Genomic DNA, 17,875 nt, shown 5'->3' on the forward strand with positions numbered 1-17,875 from the left:
TTCAAGTAAGGGACCTGAGTAATGGCGATAGCGACAAACATAATTACAAAGACTAAACATCGTTTAAATAAAGCCAATCAATTATGCGTTGCGGTGTTGACCACTCTTCTAATCTTAGATGTTTGGCTCGGCGTACTGGATAGATACATTCTAAAACTACAGTTGGTGTGGGTAGAAGAAATCGCTCGTTACATAATGATCTGGGCGATATTAATGGCTGTTCCTTGCTGTACGGCGGGACGCGAGCATATGGGATTAGAATTTGTCACCAAGCGGTTACCAATCAAAATCCAGTATGTTCTGAAGATTCTGATCGGTGCGTTAACTACTGTTTTCTTTGCCTACGTTGCTTATCTTGGTTATGCGTTCGCAGAGAAAGGAGTCAATCAACTCTCGACTGTTTTTGCAATGCCTATGTCTTATGCCTATGCCGCTATACCAGTGACCTTTTCTCTTTCTGCCCTGCAAGCATTCCTGGTGTGGCTCGAAGATATTTACCTGTTGAAATTAAGAATGGCTGAGGATACTTCAGTGACTCAAGGAGAGCCGCTATGATCGGAATTATATTTGCTGCACTGATGTTACTTGGCGCACCTATTGCTATTGCGTTGGGGGTCGCTGGATTGGCAGGCATGCACGAAGTTGGAGGGACTCATTTTACCTCATTAGCACCCAGTAAGATATTTAATGGATTGAATATCTTCCCATTCCTTGCCATGCCGTTTTTCATCTTGGCTGGCGAGATCATGAACCATACTGGAATTACTAATCGTTTAGTCTATCTTTCTGAAGCACTGGTTGGGCACTTCCGTGGAGGATTAGCGCACTCAAATATGGTGGCTTCTGTGTTCTTCTCCGGCATAACTGGTTCTGCAACTGCTGATGCGGCCGCATTTGGACGTACATTAGTTCCAGCAATGGAAAAGCAAGGTTACAGTCGCGAGTACGCTTGTGCAGTGACTGCCGCTGGCTCAATTATTGGCCCGACAATTCCGCCTTCTGGTCTAATGGTGGTTTATGGCTCGTTGATGGGAGTGTCGATTGGCGGGTTATTCGCTACAGGTATTCTACCTGGCCTTCTAGTGTGCCTAGTGTGTATGGCGATCATTGCCGCGATGGGTAAACGTAAGAATTTGCCAAAAATGAGTCAAAGAGCGTCCTTAAGTGAAGTGCTTAACCACTTTAAGTACTCGTCTTTAGCCCTTCTGATGCCACTAATCATACTTGGTGGGATTGTATTTGGTATAGTGACACCAACCGAAGCTGCTTCGATTGCGGTGGCATATGCGCTGTTCATAGGCGTTTTTATCTACCGTAATCTTTCGGTCAAGGCTCTCTACCATATGATAGTGCGTACCGCGCAGATCTCAGCCGTTATCTACTTGATTATCGGCTCCGCTTCGATACTCGGTTGGTGGTTGAGTTTTAATCAGATCCCACAAATGATTGCAGATACGTTTATCGCCCTGTCTGATAATCCTAACATTATCCTCGCTTTGATCATTATTTTGCTGCTTGTTGTGGGAATGATCATGGATATCAATGTGATGTTAGTAATTCTAGCTCCTATTTTGATCCCATTGACTGCGGAAATAGGGATGGATCCACTACATGCTGGGATTGTATTCATCCTAGCGCTTAATATCTCGTTAATGACGCCACCAATTGGAGCATGTTTATTTGTCCTTTCCTCCGTGACGGGTACAAAGATTGAAGGGATATCAAAAGAGCTTATGCCATTTTTAATAGGCCAGCTGCTACTACTGTTCGCTATCGCCTATTTCCCTGACATCGTTCTATTTATACCGAGATTGCTTGGTTATTAATCTTATGTAGCACAATGATTTTTTGGCTCAATCGACTGTCGAGTCAACATACGGTGGAGGGTATAAGGGGTTCCTCTTGCTAACTTGATACACACAAAAACATTCATAGTAATGGAGTAGATATGAAAAAGTTAACCACAACGCTGATAACCGCTGCGCTAGCGACAGCTATAACAGCATCACCAATAGCAATGGCGGAAAAAGTATTGCGTATTGGCCATGACAATAAAGCGGACATGATGGAAAACCCAGCCCATGCGTTTACCGGTGTTTTTAAGAATATTGTAGAAACAGCAACTAACGGCGAGATCAAAGTTCAGGTCTTCCCAAGCAACCAGTTAGGAAATGCAAAAGAACATATTCAAATGGTTCGTGATGGTCAACTTCAAGGTACGCTGGCACCCGTTGGTCCTTTGGCTGGCTACTATCCACGTATTGGTGTGCTGGATGTGCCATTTGCTTTCAATAGCAACGCCTCTACATACGAAGTATTCGATGGGAAGTTTGGCCAGACACTTGCTCGTGATATTGAAGCAGAACTAAAAGATGTCAAAGTGCTGGGGTTCCCAGATACAGGTGGCTTCTTCTCGGTAACTAACTCGCAGCGCTCGATTGAAAACTTGGATGACTTTAAAGGTTTACGTATCCGAACGATGACACTACCAACGCATCAGAAGATTATTCAGTCACTGGGTGCAGAAGCCTATCCTCTCTCGTGGGGTGAAGTATACTCGTCACTTCAAACTGGCGTAATTGATGGTCAAATGAATCCAGTGCCTACCGTTTCGTTTGCGAAGTTTGATGAGGTGCAAAAATATCTTACATTAACTAACCATTTGTTCGCACCTTACACCTTTATGGTGAATAAGTCTTTTTATGACAGCTTGACCCCTAACGAGAAAAAAATTGTATCTGATGCTGTAGAGATTGCGCTGAGTGCGAACCGTGGACTATCTCGCCTGATTGAAGCTTCTAGCGAACGTGGGTTGGCTGGGTTGAAGAAGAAGATGAAAGTAAACGCGCTAACTGACGAGCACCGTGAGCAGATGCGTCAGGCGACTCAACCTGGTGTAAAAAAATACATTACACAGACACATGGAGAGAAGGGTCAAGAGTTGCTCAACCTATTCTTATCTGAAGTGGAAAAAGCCAATAATTCAACTTATCTACAATAAGCGTTACTCTCAATAAAGCCCAGCATGTCGCTGGGCTTTGTTGATCTTAGCTGCGGGTTATTCGTTGTCGAATTCAACGCCTGCTTCTTTGAATAGTCGTTGGCACGCTTGGCCATCGCTATGGAACAAGTGGCAACGGTGCGCTGGAATACCAACCGCAAGTTTGTCGCCTGTTTCTACTGCTAGGGTATCTGGTTGGCGGTAAATCATGTCAGCGTCTGCTGCATCAATGTGCATGTAAACCTGCGTTTCGTTCCCGAGTTTTTCAACGATATTGATTTCACCTTCGATGGTTGCATCTCCGTCGTTTGCTGGAACTAAGTGTTCAGGGCGGATGCCTAAAGACATACGTTCGCCTTTGGTGACCGTAGTGCCGTCAACTGGAATCCAGAACGTAGTGCCGTTCGCCAGTTGTACCATCACGCGGTCTTTCTCAACCGCTTCAATGAATACACTCATAAAGTTCATTTTTGGAGAGCCGATAAAGCCCGCTACAAAACGGTTTTGAGGGTAGTGGTAAAGTTCTAGCGGTTTACCCACCTGAGAGACGAAGCCCGCATCCAATACGACGATCTTGTCTGCCATTGTCATTGCTTCGACCTGATCGTGGGTGACGTAAATCATGGTACAACCCAGCTTGCGTTGCAGCTTAGTGATTTCTGAACGCATTTGTACACGAAGCGCTGCGTCAAGGTTAGACAACGGTTCGTCGAGTAAGAAAACCTGAGGTTGAGAGACTAAAGTACGGCCGATCGCCACACGTTGACGCTGACCACCTGATAGCGCTTTAGGTTGGCGCTCGAGTAAATGACTCAATTGCAGGATTTCTGCCGCGTGCTCAACACGTTTGTTGATTTCTGTTTTGTCTGCTTTTGCCAGCTTCAAGCCAAACGACATGTTGTCGTGCAGGTTTAGGTGAGGATAGAGCGCGTAAGACTGGAACACCATGCCCACGCCGCGTTTAGACGGCTCTACGTCATTCATGCGCTGTTCGCCGATGTAAAGATCACCAGAGGTGATGTCTTCTAAACCTGCAATACAACGTAGTAGGGTCGATTTACCACAGCCTGACGGGCCAACGAAGACCACAAATTCACCTTCTTGGATGTCCAAATCAACGTTCTTTGAAATTAGAACATCGCCGTAAGCTTTACATACATTTTTTAACGTGACACTCGCCATCTAGCTCGCCCTCGAATCAATAATTTTTATATTTTTACTGCCTTTCATTATATGAATTATTGCTCGGACAGTAACAGTAGGAATTTGGTAAGGAATGGATTGTTTACAGTGGTAAGAAAATTTGGGTGACGGATTACTCACATCACCCATCAAAGCCAATCAAGAGTTTGCCTCCCCCATATTCAATAAGCACCTCCCCCGTTAAATGTCTGGTCCAAAGACCCAATCAATACGAATGCTTATTGCATAACGGCAAACCCTGCGGCATTGCAAACCAGTATAGCGTTTGGCAGTAGACCAACGTGAAAACTGGAAAGGGTTCTTACCATCCACTCTTGGATGGCTGTAGTTTCTCCTTATTGACAGTCTTGTACATCCTCCTGCCTAGGTTTTTTGTAGGGGTAGTAGAGGAGGAGGAGCCAAAGGAGGGGGTAAAAGGCGTAGTTAGATCAAGTTCAAATTAATTTCACGCTCAACGTTGAATCTGATCACATAAAGGGTCGATTTTGTGATTTCGCTCCGCAAGCTAAAACGATGGTGATCACGAAAATAAGCCATAATACCTAGGGCGTAGGGAGTAGGAGGATGAGCCACCGCTCAGTTTGGCTGAAAATATATGGCGAAATACGGTGAAGCCTCTTGGTTGAGCTCTACAACACAAATATAAAAAGGATATGAACATGAAAAATGCCCTAACTACGGTAGCACTGGGTACTCTGGTTGCTCTTGGTTCATTTGGTGCTAATGCTGCTATTGAAGAAGGTCAACTAACAATCTGGATTAACGGTGATAAAGGCTATAACGGACTTGCTGAAGTAGGTAGACAGTTTGAAGAAGATACGGGTATCAAAGTCACTGTTGCTCACCCAGATGCGCTTCAAGATAAATTCCCTCAAACTGCGGCCACAGGTGATGGTCCTGATATCGTATTTTGGGCACACGACCGTTTCGGTGGCTACGCAGAAGCTGGCCTTCTAGCTGAAATCACGCCATCAAAAGAAATCAAAGAAGGCATCGTAGACTTCGCGTGGGACGCGGTGAAATACAACGGCAAAATTATCGGTTACCCAGTGGCTGTTGAGTCTCTATCTCTCATCTACAACAAAGACCTAGTACCAAATCCACCTAAAGATTGGGAAGACGTAGCAAAACTGGATGCAGAGCTGAAGAAAAACGGCAAATCTGCAATCATGTGGAACTTGAAAGAACCGTACTTCACTTGGCCACTAATGGCCGCTGATGGCGGATATGCATTCAAATTTGGCGCTGAAGGTTACGACATCAAAGACGCAGGTATTGCAAAAGATGGCGTAAAAGACGCCATGACGTTTGTGAAAGGCTTAGTGGATAAAGGCGTGATTTCAGCGGATATGGATTACTCAGTGTCTGAATCTGCGTTCAACCAAGGTGAAGTCGCGATGACCATCAATGGTCCTTGGTCTTGGGGCAACATCGAGAAGTCTGGTATCAACTACGGTGTAACCACACTGCCTAAGTTTAACGGCCAATCATCGAAACCATTCGTTGGTGTACTGACAGCTGGTATCAGCACGGCTTCTCCAAACAAAGATCTCGCGGTTGAGTTCTTAGAGAACTACTTACTGACTAACGAAGGTCTGGCAAAAGTGAACGCAGATAAGCCACTGGGCGCTGTAGCACTGAATTCTTTCCAACGTGAGCTAGATTCAGACAAGCGTATCGCGGCGACGATGGACAACGCGATGAATGGTGAAGTGATGCCAAACATCCCACAGATGAATGCTTTCTGGGGCAGCGCGAAAAACGCGATCATTAACATCGTAGATGGTCGTCAAACTGTTGATGCAGCGCTTGCTGACGCAGAAAAACAAATGACTAAATAGCCAATATCTACCTTTTGCGGAGGGGGCAACCCCTCCTGCTTTTCTAAGTTTTATTATCGCTAGCAGGTTCTATTATGCAGTCAGTTCAAGGTACAGATGCAATGGCATCTACAAAAGCGAGCTTGCCATCAAGTAAAAATGTATTCATTAAGTGGGCATTACTCGGCGGTATCGGCATCCTCAATGGTTACGCTACTATTCTTATGTATTCACGCGGTGAGATGGCTTTTGCCCTCCTGACCATTATTCTTACTGCTTTGGCACTTTTTGTCTTCGGTAGTAAAAAGACCTACGCACATCGCTATATTTATCCGGGTATCGCGGGGATGATTCTCTTCATCCTATTCCCATTGGCGTACACTATTGGTCTTGCATTTACGAACTACAGTGCTAAAAATCAGCTTTCCTTCGACCGTGCTCAAAGTGTTCTGCTTGATCGTACTTTCCAAAGTGGTCAAAGCTACCCATTCTCTCTCTACAGCACCGAACAAGGCCACCGCATTGCAATCACTAGTGGTGACCAGCTGTTAGCCACAGAGGCTTTTGACCTAGCGGCTTTGACGCCATCGGATATGGATTTGATGCCAGTTGATGCAATTGATGGTCAAAAAGAGAAAATCAAAACCATTATCCAAAACCGTCCGGTATTGTCTGAGCTGGACCTTCACCTGCCAAGTGGTGAAGACATTCGTATGAGTGGTCTGCGCAAATTTGCCGCGGTGGTTGCTTTGTATACGCTACAAGATGATGGTGAATCCCTTTATAACAATCGCACCCAAGAGCTACTGCGTCCAAACATGGAAGTCGGTTTCTATCAACCGGTGGATGAAAACGGTAACTTCGTTGGTAATACGGTCTCCCCGGGCTTTATCGTTAACATTGGTAGCGACAACTTTGAGCGTGTTTGGCAAGACGATGGTATCAAAGAGCCGTTTATCAGTATCTTTATCTGGACCGTTGTTTTCTCTGCTGTGAGTGTCGCGCTGACGGTGTTTATCGGACTCATTCTAGCCAGTATTGTGCAGTGGGAAGCGCTTAAAGGTCGCGCTATCTATCGTGTGTTGCTGATTTTGCCTTACGCGGTACCTGCATTCATCTCGATTTTGATTTTCAAAGGTTTATTTAACCAGAGCTTTGGTGAAGTGAACATGGTGTTGCAAGGTTTGTTTGGTATCAGCCCGTCTTGGTTCTCAGATCCAATTTTGGCTAAGACCATGATTCTTATCGTCAATACTTGGCTTGGTTTCCCTTACATGATGATTCTGTGTATGGGGCTACTAAAAGCGATTCCTGAGGATCTTTACGAGGCCTCTGCGATTGATGGTTCTAACTTCGTATCGAACTTTACCAAAATCACGCTACCGTTAATGATCAAGCCACTGACACCACTTTTAATTGCGGCGTTCGCGTTCAACTTCAATAACTTTGTTCTTATCCAGCTATTGACTCAAGGTGGTCCAAATATGATTGGCACTTCGGAACCTGCTGGCTACACGGACTTGTTGGTTAACTACACATACCGTATTGCCTTTGAAGGGGCTGGTGGTCAGGACTTTGGTCTGGCTAGTGCAATCGCAACACTTATCTTCTTACTTGTAGGGGCACTCGCACTGCTTAACCTACGAGTAACAAAAGTCGCTCAGGATTAAGGAGACGCATAATGGCAATGGTACAAGGTAAGTCTATAAAATACCGAGTGTGGGCAACGCACATCGCTTTGTGGGCGTTTCTTTCACTGATTATCTTCCCACTGTTGATGATTGTTGCTATCTCGTTCCGTGAGGGTAACTTTGCGACCGGTAGCATCATTCCAAACAACCCGTCACTCGAGCACTGGAAGCTGGCGCTTGGTTTCTCAGTCACCAATGCCGATGGTACGGTGACGCCACCACCATTCCCAGTTTTGACTTGGTTGTGGAACTCGGTGAAAGTGGCTGGTATCTCATCTATCTTGATTGTGTGTCTGTCAACCACTTCGGCGTATGCGTTTGCTCGCATGAAGTTCAAAGGCAAGAACACCATTTTGAAAGCGATGATGATTTTCCAAATGTTCCCTGCGGTACTGGCTCTGGTCGCACTTTACGCTTTGTTTGATAAGTTAGGTCAGTACATTCCTTTCTTGGGCTTGAACACGCATGGCGGTTTAATCTTTTCTTATCTCGGCGGTATTGCCCTGCACGTGTGGACGATTAAAGGTTACTTCGAAACCATCGATGGATCGCTTGAAGAAGCGGCAGCGCTTGATGGCGCAACTCCATGGCAAGCTTTTAGATTGGTACTACTGCCATTATCAGTGCCTATCTTAGCGGTGGTATTCATCCTGTCGTTTATCATGGTGGTGGGTGAAGTTCCAGTAGCATCATTACTGCTTTCTGATGTAAACTCATACACACTAGCAGTTGGTATGCAGCAATATCTATACCCACAAAATTATCTGTGGGGCGATTTTGCAGCAGCAGCAGTATTGTCTGCACTACCAATTACCATCGTATTCTTACTTGCACAGCGTTGGTTGGTCGGAGGATTGACCGCCGGCGGGGTGAAAGGCTAATAAGAACGATAAGGGCGACCGCTAGGGTCGCCCATTTTGTATCTCCGCTTAACAATTTTGGTTTGGCCGCCGATCAGTTAAGAAGAGTGCATAACTGGCGTTACGCATAGCTGGCTGTTAGCTAGATTCCTTACTAAATTACTACTAACAGTTTTTGTAACCAAAACCCGAGCATTGCTCGGGTTTTTTGTTTTTTGCTGCTGGGGATTATATCGGTGTTTTACATTCGAATGATTTCAACAAGTAGGGCATGCGATCGACAACGCACAGGAAAATGTAATAACAGTATCGCATTCAGCAATTTGTTGACTGAATTATAACTATTTTCTGACAGACGAGAGAATGGTGATAAAACTGTAATTAAATCCATAATTTACAGTTGAGTTGGTAGCGTGAAGTATAGTTGCGGTGAATTAAAATTCGCGATTAGAGGGAGCACAACCTGCGTATTGAAGTAGCACGAAAATACTTTCTTGTGATAGCGCGACTTTTCGAAATAGATTGGCAAAGATGTCATCACCACCAAAGCACTTTCTTATGTATTGGTTAATGTCGTCGTCACAATAACCTTCTACATACATCGTTCTGACCCATTGATACTCGACCGCTTTTGGATTCGACAATGTTTCTTCACTCAATGTAATGCCTGTTACGTTCACTGATATTCCTTCATACAATTCCGGATGCTTGCGGATTAAAGCAAATCAAGATGAAGGAATGATGACAATGCAGAGATGAAAAAAGAGACTGAGCGTCTCTTTTTCGATTCGGGGGCTACTTTAAGTATTTGACGTGTGCTTCCATCTCGTCACCGATTTGTTTACGCATGTTCATTAAGCGTACAGCGGAGTCACGCAGCTCAATATCTTCCGGTGTCTGTGGTACCCATTCTGGCACTGAAGTCGGCTTACCATTTTCATCAACAGCAACCATGATGACGATACAGTGAGTCGTAAGTCGGTTCTTGAGTTCTTTTGGATCACTGGCTTGTACATCGATAGCGATGTGCATGGATGTTTTACCTGTATAAATCACTTTAGCGCTGACCTCGACGAGGTTACCCACGTGAATCGGTTGAACGAACCGGATACCACCTGCGTAAGCGGTAATGCAGTATTTTCCGCTCCATCCAGCCGCGTTAGCGTAGGCGGCTAAGTCGATCCATTTCATTACGGCGCCACCGTGGACTTTACCGCCAAAATTTACATCCCCGGGTTCAGCTAGAAATCGTAGTGTTGTGCTGCGTTGACCAGTGCTCATCTGTCAATCCTGTATTGTTATAGGTTTATTTGTTAATAACAAACCCGTTATCATTCTGCAACATCTATTAGACTTTAGGCTTAGATTTCGCTTGAGAATGTCTGATGGAGAGGCTTTCCACGCTCAACAAGGCGCAAATAAAAAGCCTGCATTACCGCAGGCTATAAGCAAAAGAGACAAGCACTACAGCGATGAGGACATGACTTTGTCCATTATTGCCATACTTTGCTCAAAATAAGGGTTGTAGGTTAAGCGAGCGTGCAGTTTGCCTTCTTCACGATACCCCCACGCGGAATACCACAGCGGTGTGGATCCCTGTAGGCATAACGGCTCTGCCTCCTCACCTTGACCATTGCTACAAATGACGTTGCTCCCGTTCACTCCGTAATAAGGATTGTTCGGAGAGAAGAGTAGCCCCATGTGCGAGCCATTGGAGATACGCAGATCGTCGCGCTTCATTGAGAATCGGCTGGAACGCGGCTCGAGTAGATCAACTTCGCCCTGCCAGACAATATGACTGTTTGGGTTTGGCATTTGCTTGCTGAACACGTCGATTGCGTACTGAGTGCTGATGACTTTATCGCCTTCACTCATCAGCATAAACACGGGCTTATTGTAGCTAACGCCATCGAGTTGCTCTCTGACAATCGCTGAGGTTTCGTAATACACTGCTGCCGCACTCATCGGCAAGGAGTTGTAGCGTAGCGGATTATCTTCTGGGTCTTGGTCAGCCCAGGTAAAGAAATAACTGGCGATACCCGCAAATTTCACCGCGCCCGAATTTGGTAACAGGGCAGGCGAGAACAGCAGTAACCCGTTAATCGAATCATCGTTAAGTGCTTCTGAAGTGACGAGGTTTGCACCGGTTGAATAGCCGCCAACCCAAATTGAATCGGTGTCTTGTTGGAGTAGCTTGATATGGTGTTTTACCACGCCCTGCCAATCTTCAAGTGTCGGAAGTTGTAAGTCTCCTACCTTGCTTGCATGGCCGGGTAGAAGAATCGTGCGTACCAAATAGCCTTGATTAGCAAGATGAGTGGCAATATCGACAAAGGAATAAGGAGAGTCCCCTAAGCCGTGGACGAGCAACACACCTTGACCGTTAGGTTTGGTAGGGACGTATTCTCTTGGTAGCACCAACGACAGTTCTGATTGTTGGTCATCGGTAATAAACAGGCGATTCTGCTCAAGCCACTCTCGCGTGTCTTCGATGTATTGAGCAAAACTGGTTTGCGTGTAACTGGGTAGTGTTTCTGCTTTGTTGTATTCAGGGGCTTCGATATCTGCCGAGCAGCCGCTAAATAAAAGCAAACTGGCAGTGACAGCCAGTAAAGACGATATTGTTTTCACGATGAGCTAAGCGAATCCTTTACTTTGACACTTCTTCGTATTCTCCTTCAAAAACATTGCTTTGTGAACGTTGTTTGAAAGCTGAGCTGTTTACTTTAATCGCATTCTGTATTCGTTTACCAGTGACAAGTGCCACGATCGTCAACGGGATCGCTAAAACGAGACTGAATAGTAGTGTGAAGAAGCCAATAAATAGTAGCGCGATGCTGGATAGGACTCTGTTCATATTCGTTACCTCTTAATCGTGTTTTCAGCTTAACGATGGGTAAATGAACAAAAGATGAATGGAATAAAAAAAGCCACTTTCAGCCAGTAAAAGCGGCAAATAATTGGGGGATTATTATAGGTGTTGTGGAGACTTGCTCCCAGCGAGAACTGGGAGCTTTATTTGGTTGGTTATTTAGTTGGGTACGTTTTGTAACGTACGCCCATCATTTGTTCCATACAGTGAACAACCTGACAGCTGTAACCAAATTCGTTGTCGTACCAGATGTACAATACGCAACGGTTATCTTGTGCGATAGTTGCTGCGCCATCAACCACACCAGCAAAACGAGAACCCACTAGGTCAGTCGATACGATTTCAGTTGACTCAGTGTAGTCGATTTGTGCTGAAAGCTCTGAAGCAATCGCCATTTCGCGTAGGTATGCGTTCAGTTCGTCTTTGTTTGTGCCTTTCTCAAGGTTCAAGTTAGCGATCGCCATTGATACGTTCGGCGTTGGTACGCGAATTGCGTTGCCCGTTAGCTTACCAGCAAGTTCAGGGAGTGCTTTTGCTACCGCTTTAGCCGCACCTGTTTCGGTCAAGACCATGTTCAGTGAAGCACTACGTCCGCGGCGCTCACCAGAGTGGAAGTTATCGATAAGGTTTTGGTCGTTAGTGAACGAGTGAACCGTTTCGATATGACCAGAGATTACACCGAACTTGTCGTTCATTGCTTTCAGGATTGGCGTGATAGCGTTCGTCGTACAGCTCGCTGCAGAGATAATCGTATCTTCAGGCTTGATAACGCTTTCGTTAACGCCGAATACTACGTTCTTAATGTCGCCTTTGCCTGGCGCTGTCAGTAGCACTTTCTCGGCACCTTTACACGCTAGGTGTTGGCTTAGGCCATCTGCATCGCGCCATACGCCAGTGTTATCAACGATCAGTGCGTTGTTGATACCGAAGCTAGTGTAATCCACTTCTTCTGGTTTGTTCGCGTAGATGAATTGAATGTAGTTACCGTTAGCGATGATGGCTTTACGCTCTTCGTCTACGATGATGCTGCCGTTGAACTGACCGTGAACAGAGTCACGACGTAGTAGGCTTGCGCGTTTTTCTAGGTCACCCTTTTTGCCACCGCGTACAACAACTGCGCGAAGACGTAGTGGGTAGCCTGGGCCGTTTTTCTCAACAAGAAGGCGAGTTAACAAACGACCGATACGACCGAAACCGTACAGAACAACATCGCGTGGTTCAGAAACTGTTTGGCCGTTCATTGCACCGAGTAGAGAAGTGTGCAAGAAGTCTTTAACGCCGTGCTCGTCGTCGCGACCTTGCCAAAACTCGTGTGCAAGTTGACCAACGTCGATGCGACATGGTGAAAGTTCCATTTCAGACAGGGCTTTAATCAGAGGTAAAGTTTGCTCTGGAGAGAGAGGAGTGCCTGTGTAGCGACGCGCTAGACGATGAGTTTTGATGATGTCGATCGTTGCCGCGTTCACGAGCGTTTTACCGAAAAGTAAAACTTCTACGCCTTTTTGACGGTAAAGTTGACCAAGTAGTGGGGAGATAGTTTCCGCAATCGTTTGGCTCTTTTGCCAGTCTAGAAGATGTTTCTCTGGACTCATTTTCGTTTGGACCTTTCGCTATGGGGGACAGACTCTAAATCGCTTTGTAGGGGAAGCCAAATAGAGATTAAAACTGTGTATTATTTTTGTAATTTTTATGCGGCAGGATTGTAAGGCCTAACACCTTATTCTGCTAGTAAAAATAATATCAGGGTAATTTACTGTAAGAACCCAACTAAACAGCGAATTTAGCCATATATCCTTAGTTGATTATCCTATTGACTTTACAAATCTACCTTGGTTATTTCGCGAAAAAAAATACTCACACATCATGAATCTATGAAATACATGATCAGCAAGTGAATGTAAGTGTGATCTAGATTGTTTTATACACTTAAAGCGTAAACAAGAAGTGGCATTCTCTCGTTAAAAATCAATGAAACTAAGGTTTATGCAATTTTAGGTTGCAAGTATGAGAGTCTCTTTCTTAATTTTTGGCGTACTTGAACAATTTTTGACACGAGTTATCGATTATTCACAATCAAACTGAGATAAAAATCGGCGTTTAAAACACCCTGAGTATTAAGTTTTCTGATTAACCACACTAAGGTTAATGTTAATTCGTTGATGCTGAACTTAAGTTTTAAATTCTAGGCGAAATAATGGTCACATATTTTATGTTTTTGCTGGTGCAAATATTGTCAATAGTTGTAAAGGACGACTAATGTCTATGTATGAGTAAACGTGCCATTAATGCTATGTCCGGAAAATTCATTTAGACTTAGCGGTTGGTAACAAATTTGATTCAAAGGAATGAACTCAAATGCTTTTGACGAGAATGTCTATAAAAAGTCGACTACTAATACTGTGTTTGCTGCCTACTATAGTCATTATCTTGTTGAGTACAAATCTCGTTAAGCAGACCCAAATTCGTCTCGATAACTACCAGTTAGTCAGTGAGAAAAATCACTCGATCCGATTATTAACTCGATTCTCTCAGCATCTTTATACCGCGTTAAGCGAACGCTTACTGGGGCAGCCTTCTAGCTCATCATTACAGCTTGCACAATCGACGCTTAATGAGTTGAGCCAAATTCCTTTTGGTAGCGTTGATAAAGCCCATCAATTCTCACCGACGATTACTGGCTATATTTACGATCTCAAACAAATGATCGTTAAGCTCGAACGTAGCTCGCAATCGGAAAGCATCGCGTTGGGGCGACCGCTATATCGCTTGTTGTATGATTTGTACGCCAGCATATTGTCAACCGAAAGTCATGAATCCAGTGCTCGAGTTCACCGTTTGGACATCATTATCAGCGATCTCAGTTGGCTCTATTTCTGGATGGAAAAAGAAGCATGGATCGCTAAGGAGATACATACGACTGATTGGGCTTATCAAGGTTACGCGCCTGCGTATTTTCGTGTTAGTGAACGGCAACAGTTTTTTATCGATAAGTTTCTGAACAATGTGGGTTTGCACGAACAGAGTGCCGCTTTACTGAAGATATTTACCAGCAGTGATTTCAGGCAGGGTGTCGCTGTTAAAGAGCAGATTCTCCACAATTTACCGACCGCAGAAGAGATCCAAGAATCAGTAGGTATTATTGAGAGCCGTAACTTACTAGTAGAGAAACAACTGTTGTCGCTTTCTAATCAACTACAGAACGAGTTAGACATTGCGATCAAACAAGATCAGCAGCGGCTATGGCTGGTGGTTGGCGCGGCAATCGCTTTGTTAGTGCTTATGTTTGCTTGGGGCACAAGTACGCTCTACAGAATCAACTCAAAACTCTCAAAGATTCTTTCGGTTATGGGAAACATGCGCGATCAAGGTTCGGTTGAATTGATCCCAGTCGACGGCGGAGATGAGTTTGCTAAGTTTGCCCATGAGCTGAACTACACCATTGCCAAACAAAGGGCGTATGAGCATGAACTGGTCGAGGCAAAAGAAAATGCGGAAGCCGCTAACCAAGCAAAAAGCGTATTTCTTGCCAATATGTCTCATGAGATTCGAACGCCGCTCAACGGAATTATCGGCATGAGTGAGATCTTGTCAGATAGCCGGCTCAACACCAGCCAGAAAGAAATCTTAAAAGATATTGATGCATCGTCTCAGGCGCTACTGGTCTTGATTAATGACATTTTAGACCTGTCTAAGATTGAGTCGGGTAACTTGGCGTTATCTCCCCACACTTCAAACTTACGTGAACTGATTTACGATGCGCTGAATATGGTCAATGGCCATGCGTTGAAGTTAGAAGTCGAACTGAATGTTGAGTTTTCCCCACACTTACCCGATTGCGTTGAGATTGATGAGTTTCGTTTCAAACAGATCCTGATGAACTTGTTGAGTAACGCGATTAAGTTCAGCCCGAATGGGCAAGTCCGTGTTGTATTGAGAAATGAGCCTGGTGACATGTTGTCTGTCGAGGTACACGACAACGGTGTCGGGATCGCCAATGAAAAGCTCAAAGAAATCTTTGCCCCATTTACTCAAGAAGATGGAACCATTACGCGTCGATTCGGTGGCACAGGATTGGGGTTAACGATTTGTAGCCAATTGCTGGAGTTGATGAAAGGGCGCATATCGGTGGAATCAACTGTAGGGGAAGGCAGCCGTTTTACCGTGACCATCCCCATCACGTTACCAGAAGTTATGCCACAGCCACGTAAGTACCCACTTAAGGCATTACTCGTGACGAATTCTGCACCACACGCTCCATTAGTACTGAAAGAAAGCCAACGCTTGGGATTGGACGTCATAGCGAGCGAAGATAGCGATGGCATTTTGAGTCTGCAAGATGACGTCGATTTGGTGATGTATTGTTTATATAAAGAGAAACAGTCACGGCGCAACCTAGCCAATATCAGGGCGCATTTCCCAACTGCGGATATCGTTGGTATGCAGCACCACCTTTATATGGAAGGCGATCTCGATGCTTTGCTTACGTCTCAGGTTACCTTGCCGTTACTGGGTAAAAGGTTTGAGTTTGTTCTACGCAATGCCCAGCAAGGTGCGACCATCCGTCATACCAAGGAAGGTAGGTCAACAGCGGGCTTACCTGCACATAGCTCGAAAACAGTGCTGATCGTGGAAGATAACTTAATGAATCAGAAGATTGCGAGCTTCTTCCTGAGTAAAGTCGGGATTGAATTTAGCATCGCAAGTAACGGGCTAGAAGCAGTGGATCTGATTAAATCCGGCGAGACTTACAGTGCAATTCTGATGGACTGTATGATGCCTATCATGGATGGTTTGACTGCCGCCAAAGAGATCAGAGCGTGGGAAAAAGAAAACAATCTCCCGGGAGTCCCGATCATTGCTTTAACTGCAAGTGTGCTTCCGGAAGAAATTCAAAGCTGCTTTGATGTTGGTATGGATGCGTATCTGCCTAAACCTTATAAATCGCAGCAGCTTTTTGACACCTTCGAAAGATTACAGGTCGCTTTCTAACTCTTCGAGAGGCAGCCAGTTCACTTTGACGCCAGCTTGTAGAAACATTTCCTGACTAACTTTGATCTTGTCTTCCCAGCGTGAAAGGAAGTCATCGGTTTGCTCAGGACAATGCACAGCAGCAATACCTGTTTGAATGATTTTTGCCGCACAGTTCGGGCAAGGGAAGTGAGTTACCCAAATCTCACACCCGTCTAAATCACGCTTAGCAAATAGAATCGCGTTCTCTTCTGCGTGCAGGGTTTTTAGGTACTTCATCTCTCTATCGTCAGTCATCGCACTATCAGAGATGCCGTGTGGATAGCCATTAAAACCAACCGATACAATACGGTTTTGTTTGGTGATAACTGCGCCAACTTGTGTTGATGGATCTTTACTCCAAGAGCCAACAAGTTCAGCCATTTGGTAAAAGCGTTGTGCCCACTTAGAAATCATTCAGTCTTTCCTCTAGGAAATTGGTTTCGTGCCTCTAGCTTTGTCAGGCATGAATACGGGTTAAGTGTGATAGAGATCGTGTAATAATATCCTAACTTAGCCCCTGTTCGTCTAGTAAAAACAAATCTATCTCGAATGAATACAGTGTGATTCATAGTTGTCGCGTGATTGATGTCACATAAAGTGACGAACAGTTATTTGGAAGCTTAGGCATATTTGCTCGCCATCTTGTGCGAGATCTCTCACAAGAGCGTAAGCTTAGATAGAATTAAAGTATGCGACAACAGGTACGGGTGGTTTTTAACTTATTGAAATTATTTTATTTGTCTGCTTTTTGTTCAAGTGGGTGTAGGGAGATTAGCCAAAAGTCTTGTTGTGAAAAATTCTCGATCTCCTATTCTGGATTTGTCAGCAGGATGCAGACACGGAACAGGAAAGACCCAAGGATAGGTCATCTTCAGGACGAAGATTCGATTATTCAGGATGAATAATTGGCATGGAAAGCAAAGGACATTGGCTGGACGCTAGTAACTAGGATGGTTACACAGGGAAAATCAATGGACGCTTAACGGACTAAGGCAATATCCGTCAGGATGATGGAAGCAAGGACACCGCTTAAGGATAAAGCGATGAGAGTTAGCGAGGATAGCTAACGGGCTGGATTGCCAAGGACACCGCTAGGAAGGCGATGGTAAGGAAAGTGCTGAAGGATTCAGCGTACTATCAAGGAATAGATGCAGGGAGCACCTATTAGTAGCCGGATTGCTGCGAGTAAAGTTTAAACCCCACTAAGTGAAAGCTTAGTGGGGTTTTCTTTTGTCGCTAAGCCTAAGGTTATAATGACGTCTTTCATTTGCTCTTACAGCAAATACGCATACTGTACTCTGACACTTATCTATTTCTCCCAACGACTTAAGTCAAGCGTAAGCAAAAATGAGATCTTGCTTCGGGCGGATTTTTGCTCGCGCGGGCAACTTCTTGCTCGATTTAAGCAACTTATTGCT

The 17,875-nt window shown here is 44.8% G+C and carries 14 protein-coding genes; 7 read left to right on the top strand and 7 right to left on the bottom strand.

Going from position 1 to position 17,875, the window contains the following annotated elements:
* Positions 1-21: 21 nt before the first annotated feature.
* From HCZ42_RS08745 to HCZ42_RS08755, 3 genes are all read left to right on the top strand, one after another.
* Positions 22-555 carry a TRAP transporter small permease gene (locus HCZ42_RS08745; protein ID WP_167420330.1) on the top strand — a complete coding sequence of 178 codons (534 nt, stop codon included), beginning with the start codon at positions 22-24 and terminating at the stop codon, positions 553-555.
* Positions 552-1,826 carry a TRAP transporter large permease gene (locus HCZ42_RS08750; protein WP_167420331.1) on the top strand — a complete coding sequence of 425 codons (1,275 nt, stop codon included), beginning with the start codon at positions 552-554 and terminating at the stop codon, positions 1,824-1,826. The genes HCZ42_RS08745 and HCZ42_RS08750 overlap by 4 nt, the downstream gene beginning before the upstream one ends.
* A gap of 122 nt (positions 1,827-1,948) precedes the next feature.
* Complete coding sequence (locus tag HCZ42_RS08755; protein ID WP_167420332.1) at positions 1,949-3,001, top strand: TRAP transporter substrate-binding protein; 1,053 nt, start codon at positions 1,949-1,951, stop codon at positions 2,999-3,001.
* Between the two features lie 57 nt (positions 3,002-3,058).
* Here the strand turns inward: HCZ42_RS08755 and malK are convergent, their stop codons facing one another.
* Complete coding sequence (malK, locus tag HCZ42_RS08760) at positions 3,059-4,183, bottom strand: maltose/maltodextrin ABC transporter ATP-binding protein MalK (RefSeq protein WP_167420333.1); 1,125 nt, start codon at positions 4,181-4,183, stop codon at positions 3,059-3,061.
* A gap of 680 nt (positions 4,184-4,863) precedes the next feature.
* Here malK and malE point away from each other — a divergent pair.
* The 3 genes from malE (at position 4,864) to malG (ending at position 8,596) form a co-directional block, all read left to right on the top strand.
* Entirely contained in the window at positions 4,864-6,045 is a 1,182-nt protein-coding gene (gene malE, locus HCZ42_RS08765; protein WP_167420334.1) for a maltose/maltodextrin ABC transporter substrate-binding protein MalE, read from the top strand.
* Between the two features lie 74 nt (positions 6,046-6,119).
* The gene (malF, locus tag HCZ42_RS08770) at positions 6,120-7,694 is read left to right on the top strand and encodes a maltose ABC transporter permease MalF (protein ID WP_167420335.1); all 1,575 of its coding nucleotides are present in this window, start codon (positions 6,120-6,122) and stop codon (positions 7,692-7,694) included.
* Positions 7,695-7,705: 11 nt separating this feature from the next.
* Entirely contained in the window at positions 7,706-8,596 is an 891-nt protein-coding gene (malG, locus tag HCZ42_RS08775) for a maltose ABC transporter permease MalG (RefSeq protein ID WP_167420336.1), read from the top strand.
* Positions 8,597-9,009: 413 nt separating this feature from the next.
* Here malG and HCZ42_RS08780 read toward each other — a convergent pair whose 3' ends face one another.
* From HCZ42_RS08780 to HCZ42_RS08800, 5 genes are all read right to left on the bottom strand, one after another.
* Positions 9,010-9,255: a hypothetical protein gene (locus HCZ42_RS08780; protein WP_053409107.1), complete on the bottom strand. Its 246-nt coding sequence runs from the start codon at positions 9,253-9,255 to the stop codon at positions 9,010-9,012.
* Positions 9,256-9,370: 115 nt separating this feature from the next.
* Complete coding sequence (locus tag HCZ42_RS08785) at positions 9,371-9,856, bottom strand: acyl-CoA thioesterase (protein ID WP_053409106.1); 486 nt, start codon at positions 9,854-9,856, stop codon at positions 9,371-9,373.
* A 183-nt stretch (positions 9,857-10,039) separates the two neighbouring features.
* Positions 10,040-11,206 carry an alpha/beta hydrolase gene (locus HCZ42_RS08790; protein WP_368484179.1) on the bottom strand — a complete coding sequence of 389 codons (1,167 nt, stop codon included), beginning with the start codon at positions 11,204-11,206 and terminating at the stop codon, positions 10,040-10,042.
* 19 nt (positions 11,207-11,225) lie between these two features.
* On the bottom strand, positions 11,226-11,432 hold the full coding sequence (locus HCZ42_RS08795) for a hypothetical protein (RefSeq protein ID WP_167420337.1): 207 nt from the start codon (positions 11,430-11,432) through the stop codon (positions 11,226-11,228).
* Positions 11,433-11,602: 170 nt separating this feature from the next.
* Positions 11,603-13,039, bottom strand: coding sequence for a glyceraldehyde-3-phosphate dehydrogenase (locus HCZ42_RS08800; protein ID WP_053409103.1), 1,437 nt, complete (start codon positions 13,037-13,039; stop codon positions 11,603-11,605).
* Between the two features lie 835 nt (positions 13,040-13,874).
* On the opposite strand from HCZ42_RS08800, the gene HCZ42_RS08805 reads away from it, so the two are divergent.
* A complete protein-coding gene (locus HCZ42_RS08805; protein WP_254868914.1) occupies positions 13,875-16,436 on the top strand; it encodes a hybrid sensor histidine kinase/response regulator in 2,562 nt (853 codons plus the stop codon).
* On the opposite strand, the gene HCZ42_RS08810 is transcribed toward HCZ42_RS08805, so the two are convergent.
* Positions 16,419-16,871 (bottom strand): dCMP deaminase family protein, encoded by a 453-nt coding sequence (locus HCZ42_RS08810; protein ID WP_053409101.1) that lies wholly within the window; start codon positions 16,869-16,871, stop codon positions 16,419-16,421. The two genes, HCZ42_RS08805 and HCZ42_RS08810, sit on opposite strands and share 18 nt — an antisense overlap.
* Positions 16,872-17,875: the final 1,004 nt, after the last annotated feature.

Source organism: Vibrio hepatarius (assembly GCF_011806575.1).
GTDB lineage: Bacteria > Pseudomonadota > Gammaproteobacteria > Enterobacterales > Vibrionaceae > Vibrio > Vibrio hepatarius_A.

Excerpts from the sequence above, each read along its gene's own strand:
- HCZ42_RS08745 (WP_167420330.1), top strand. The coding sequence starts at position 22 with ATGGCGATAGCGACAAACATAATTACAAAGACTAAACATCGTTTAAAT.
- HCZ42_RS08750 (WP_167420331.1), top strand. The coding sequence starts at position 552 with ATGATCGGAATTATATTTGCTGCACTGATGTTACTTGGCGCACCTATT.
- HCZ42_RS08755 (WP_167420332.1), top strand. The coding sequence starts at position 1,949 with ATGAAAAAGTTAACCACAACGCTGATAACCGCTGCGCTAGCGACAGCT.
- malK (WP_167420333.1), bottom strand. The coding sequence starts at position 4,183 with ATGGCGAGTGTCACGTTAAAAAATGTATGTAAAGCTTACGGCGATGTT.
- malE (WP_167420334.1), top strand. The coding sequence starts at position 4,864 with ATGAAAAATGCCCTAACTACGGTAGCACTGGGTACTCTGGTTGCTCTT.
- malF (WP_167420335.1), top strand. The coding sequence starts at position 6,120 with ATGCAGTCAGTTCAAGGTACAGATGCAATGGCATCTACAAAAGCGAGC.
- malG (WP_167420336.1), top strand. The coding sequence starts at position 7,706 with ATGGCAATGGTACAAGGTAAGTCTATAAAATACCGAGTGTGGGCAACG.
- HCZ42_RS08785 (WP_053409106.1), bottom strand. The coding sequence starts at position 9,856 with ATGAGCACTGGTCAACGCAGCACAACACTACGATTTCTAGCTGAACCC.
- HCZ42_RS08795 (WP_167420337.1), bottom strand. The coding sequence starts at position 11,432 with ATGAACAGAGTCCTATCCAGCATCGCGCTACTATTTATTGGCTTCTTC.
- HCZ42_RS08800 (WP_053409103.1), bottom strand. The coding sequence starts at position 13,039 with ATGAGTCCAGAGAAACATCTTCTAGACTGGCAAAAGAGCCAAACGATT.
- HCZ42_RS08810 (WP_053409101.1), bottom strand. The coding sequence starts at position 16,871 with ATGATTTCTAAGTGGGCACAACGCTTTTACCAAATGGCTGAACTTGTT.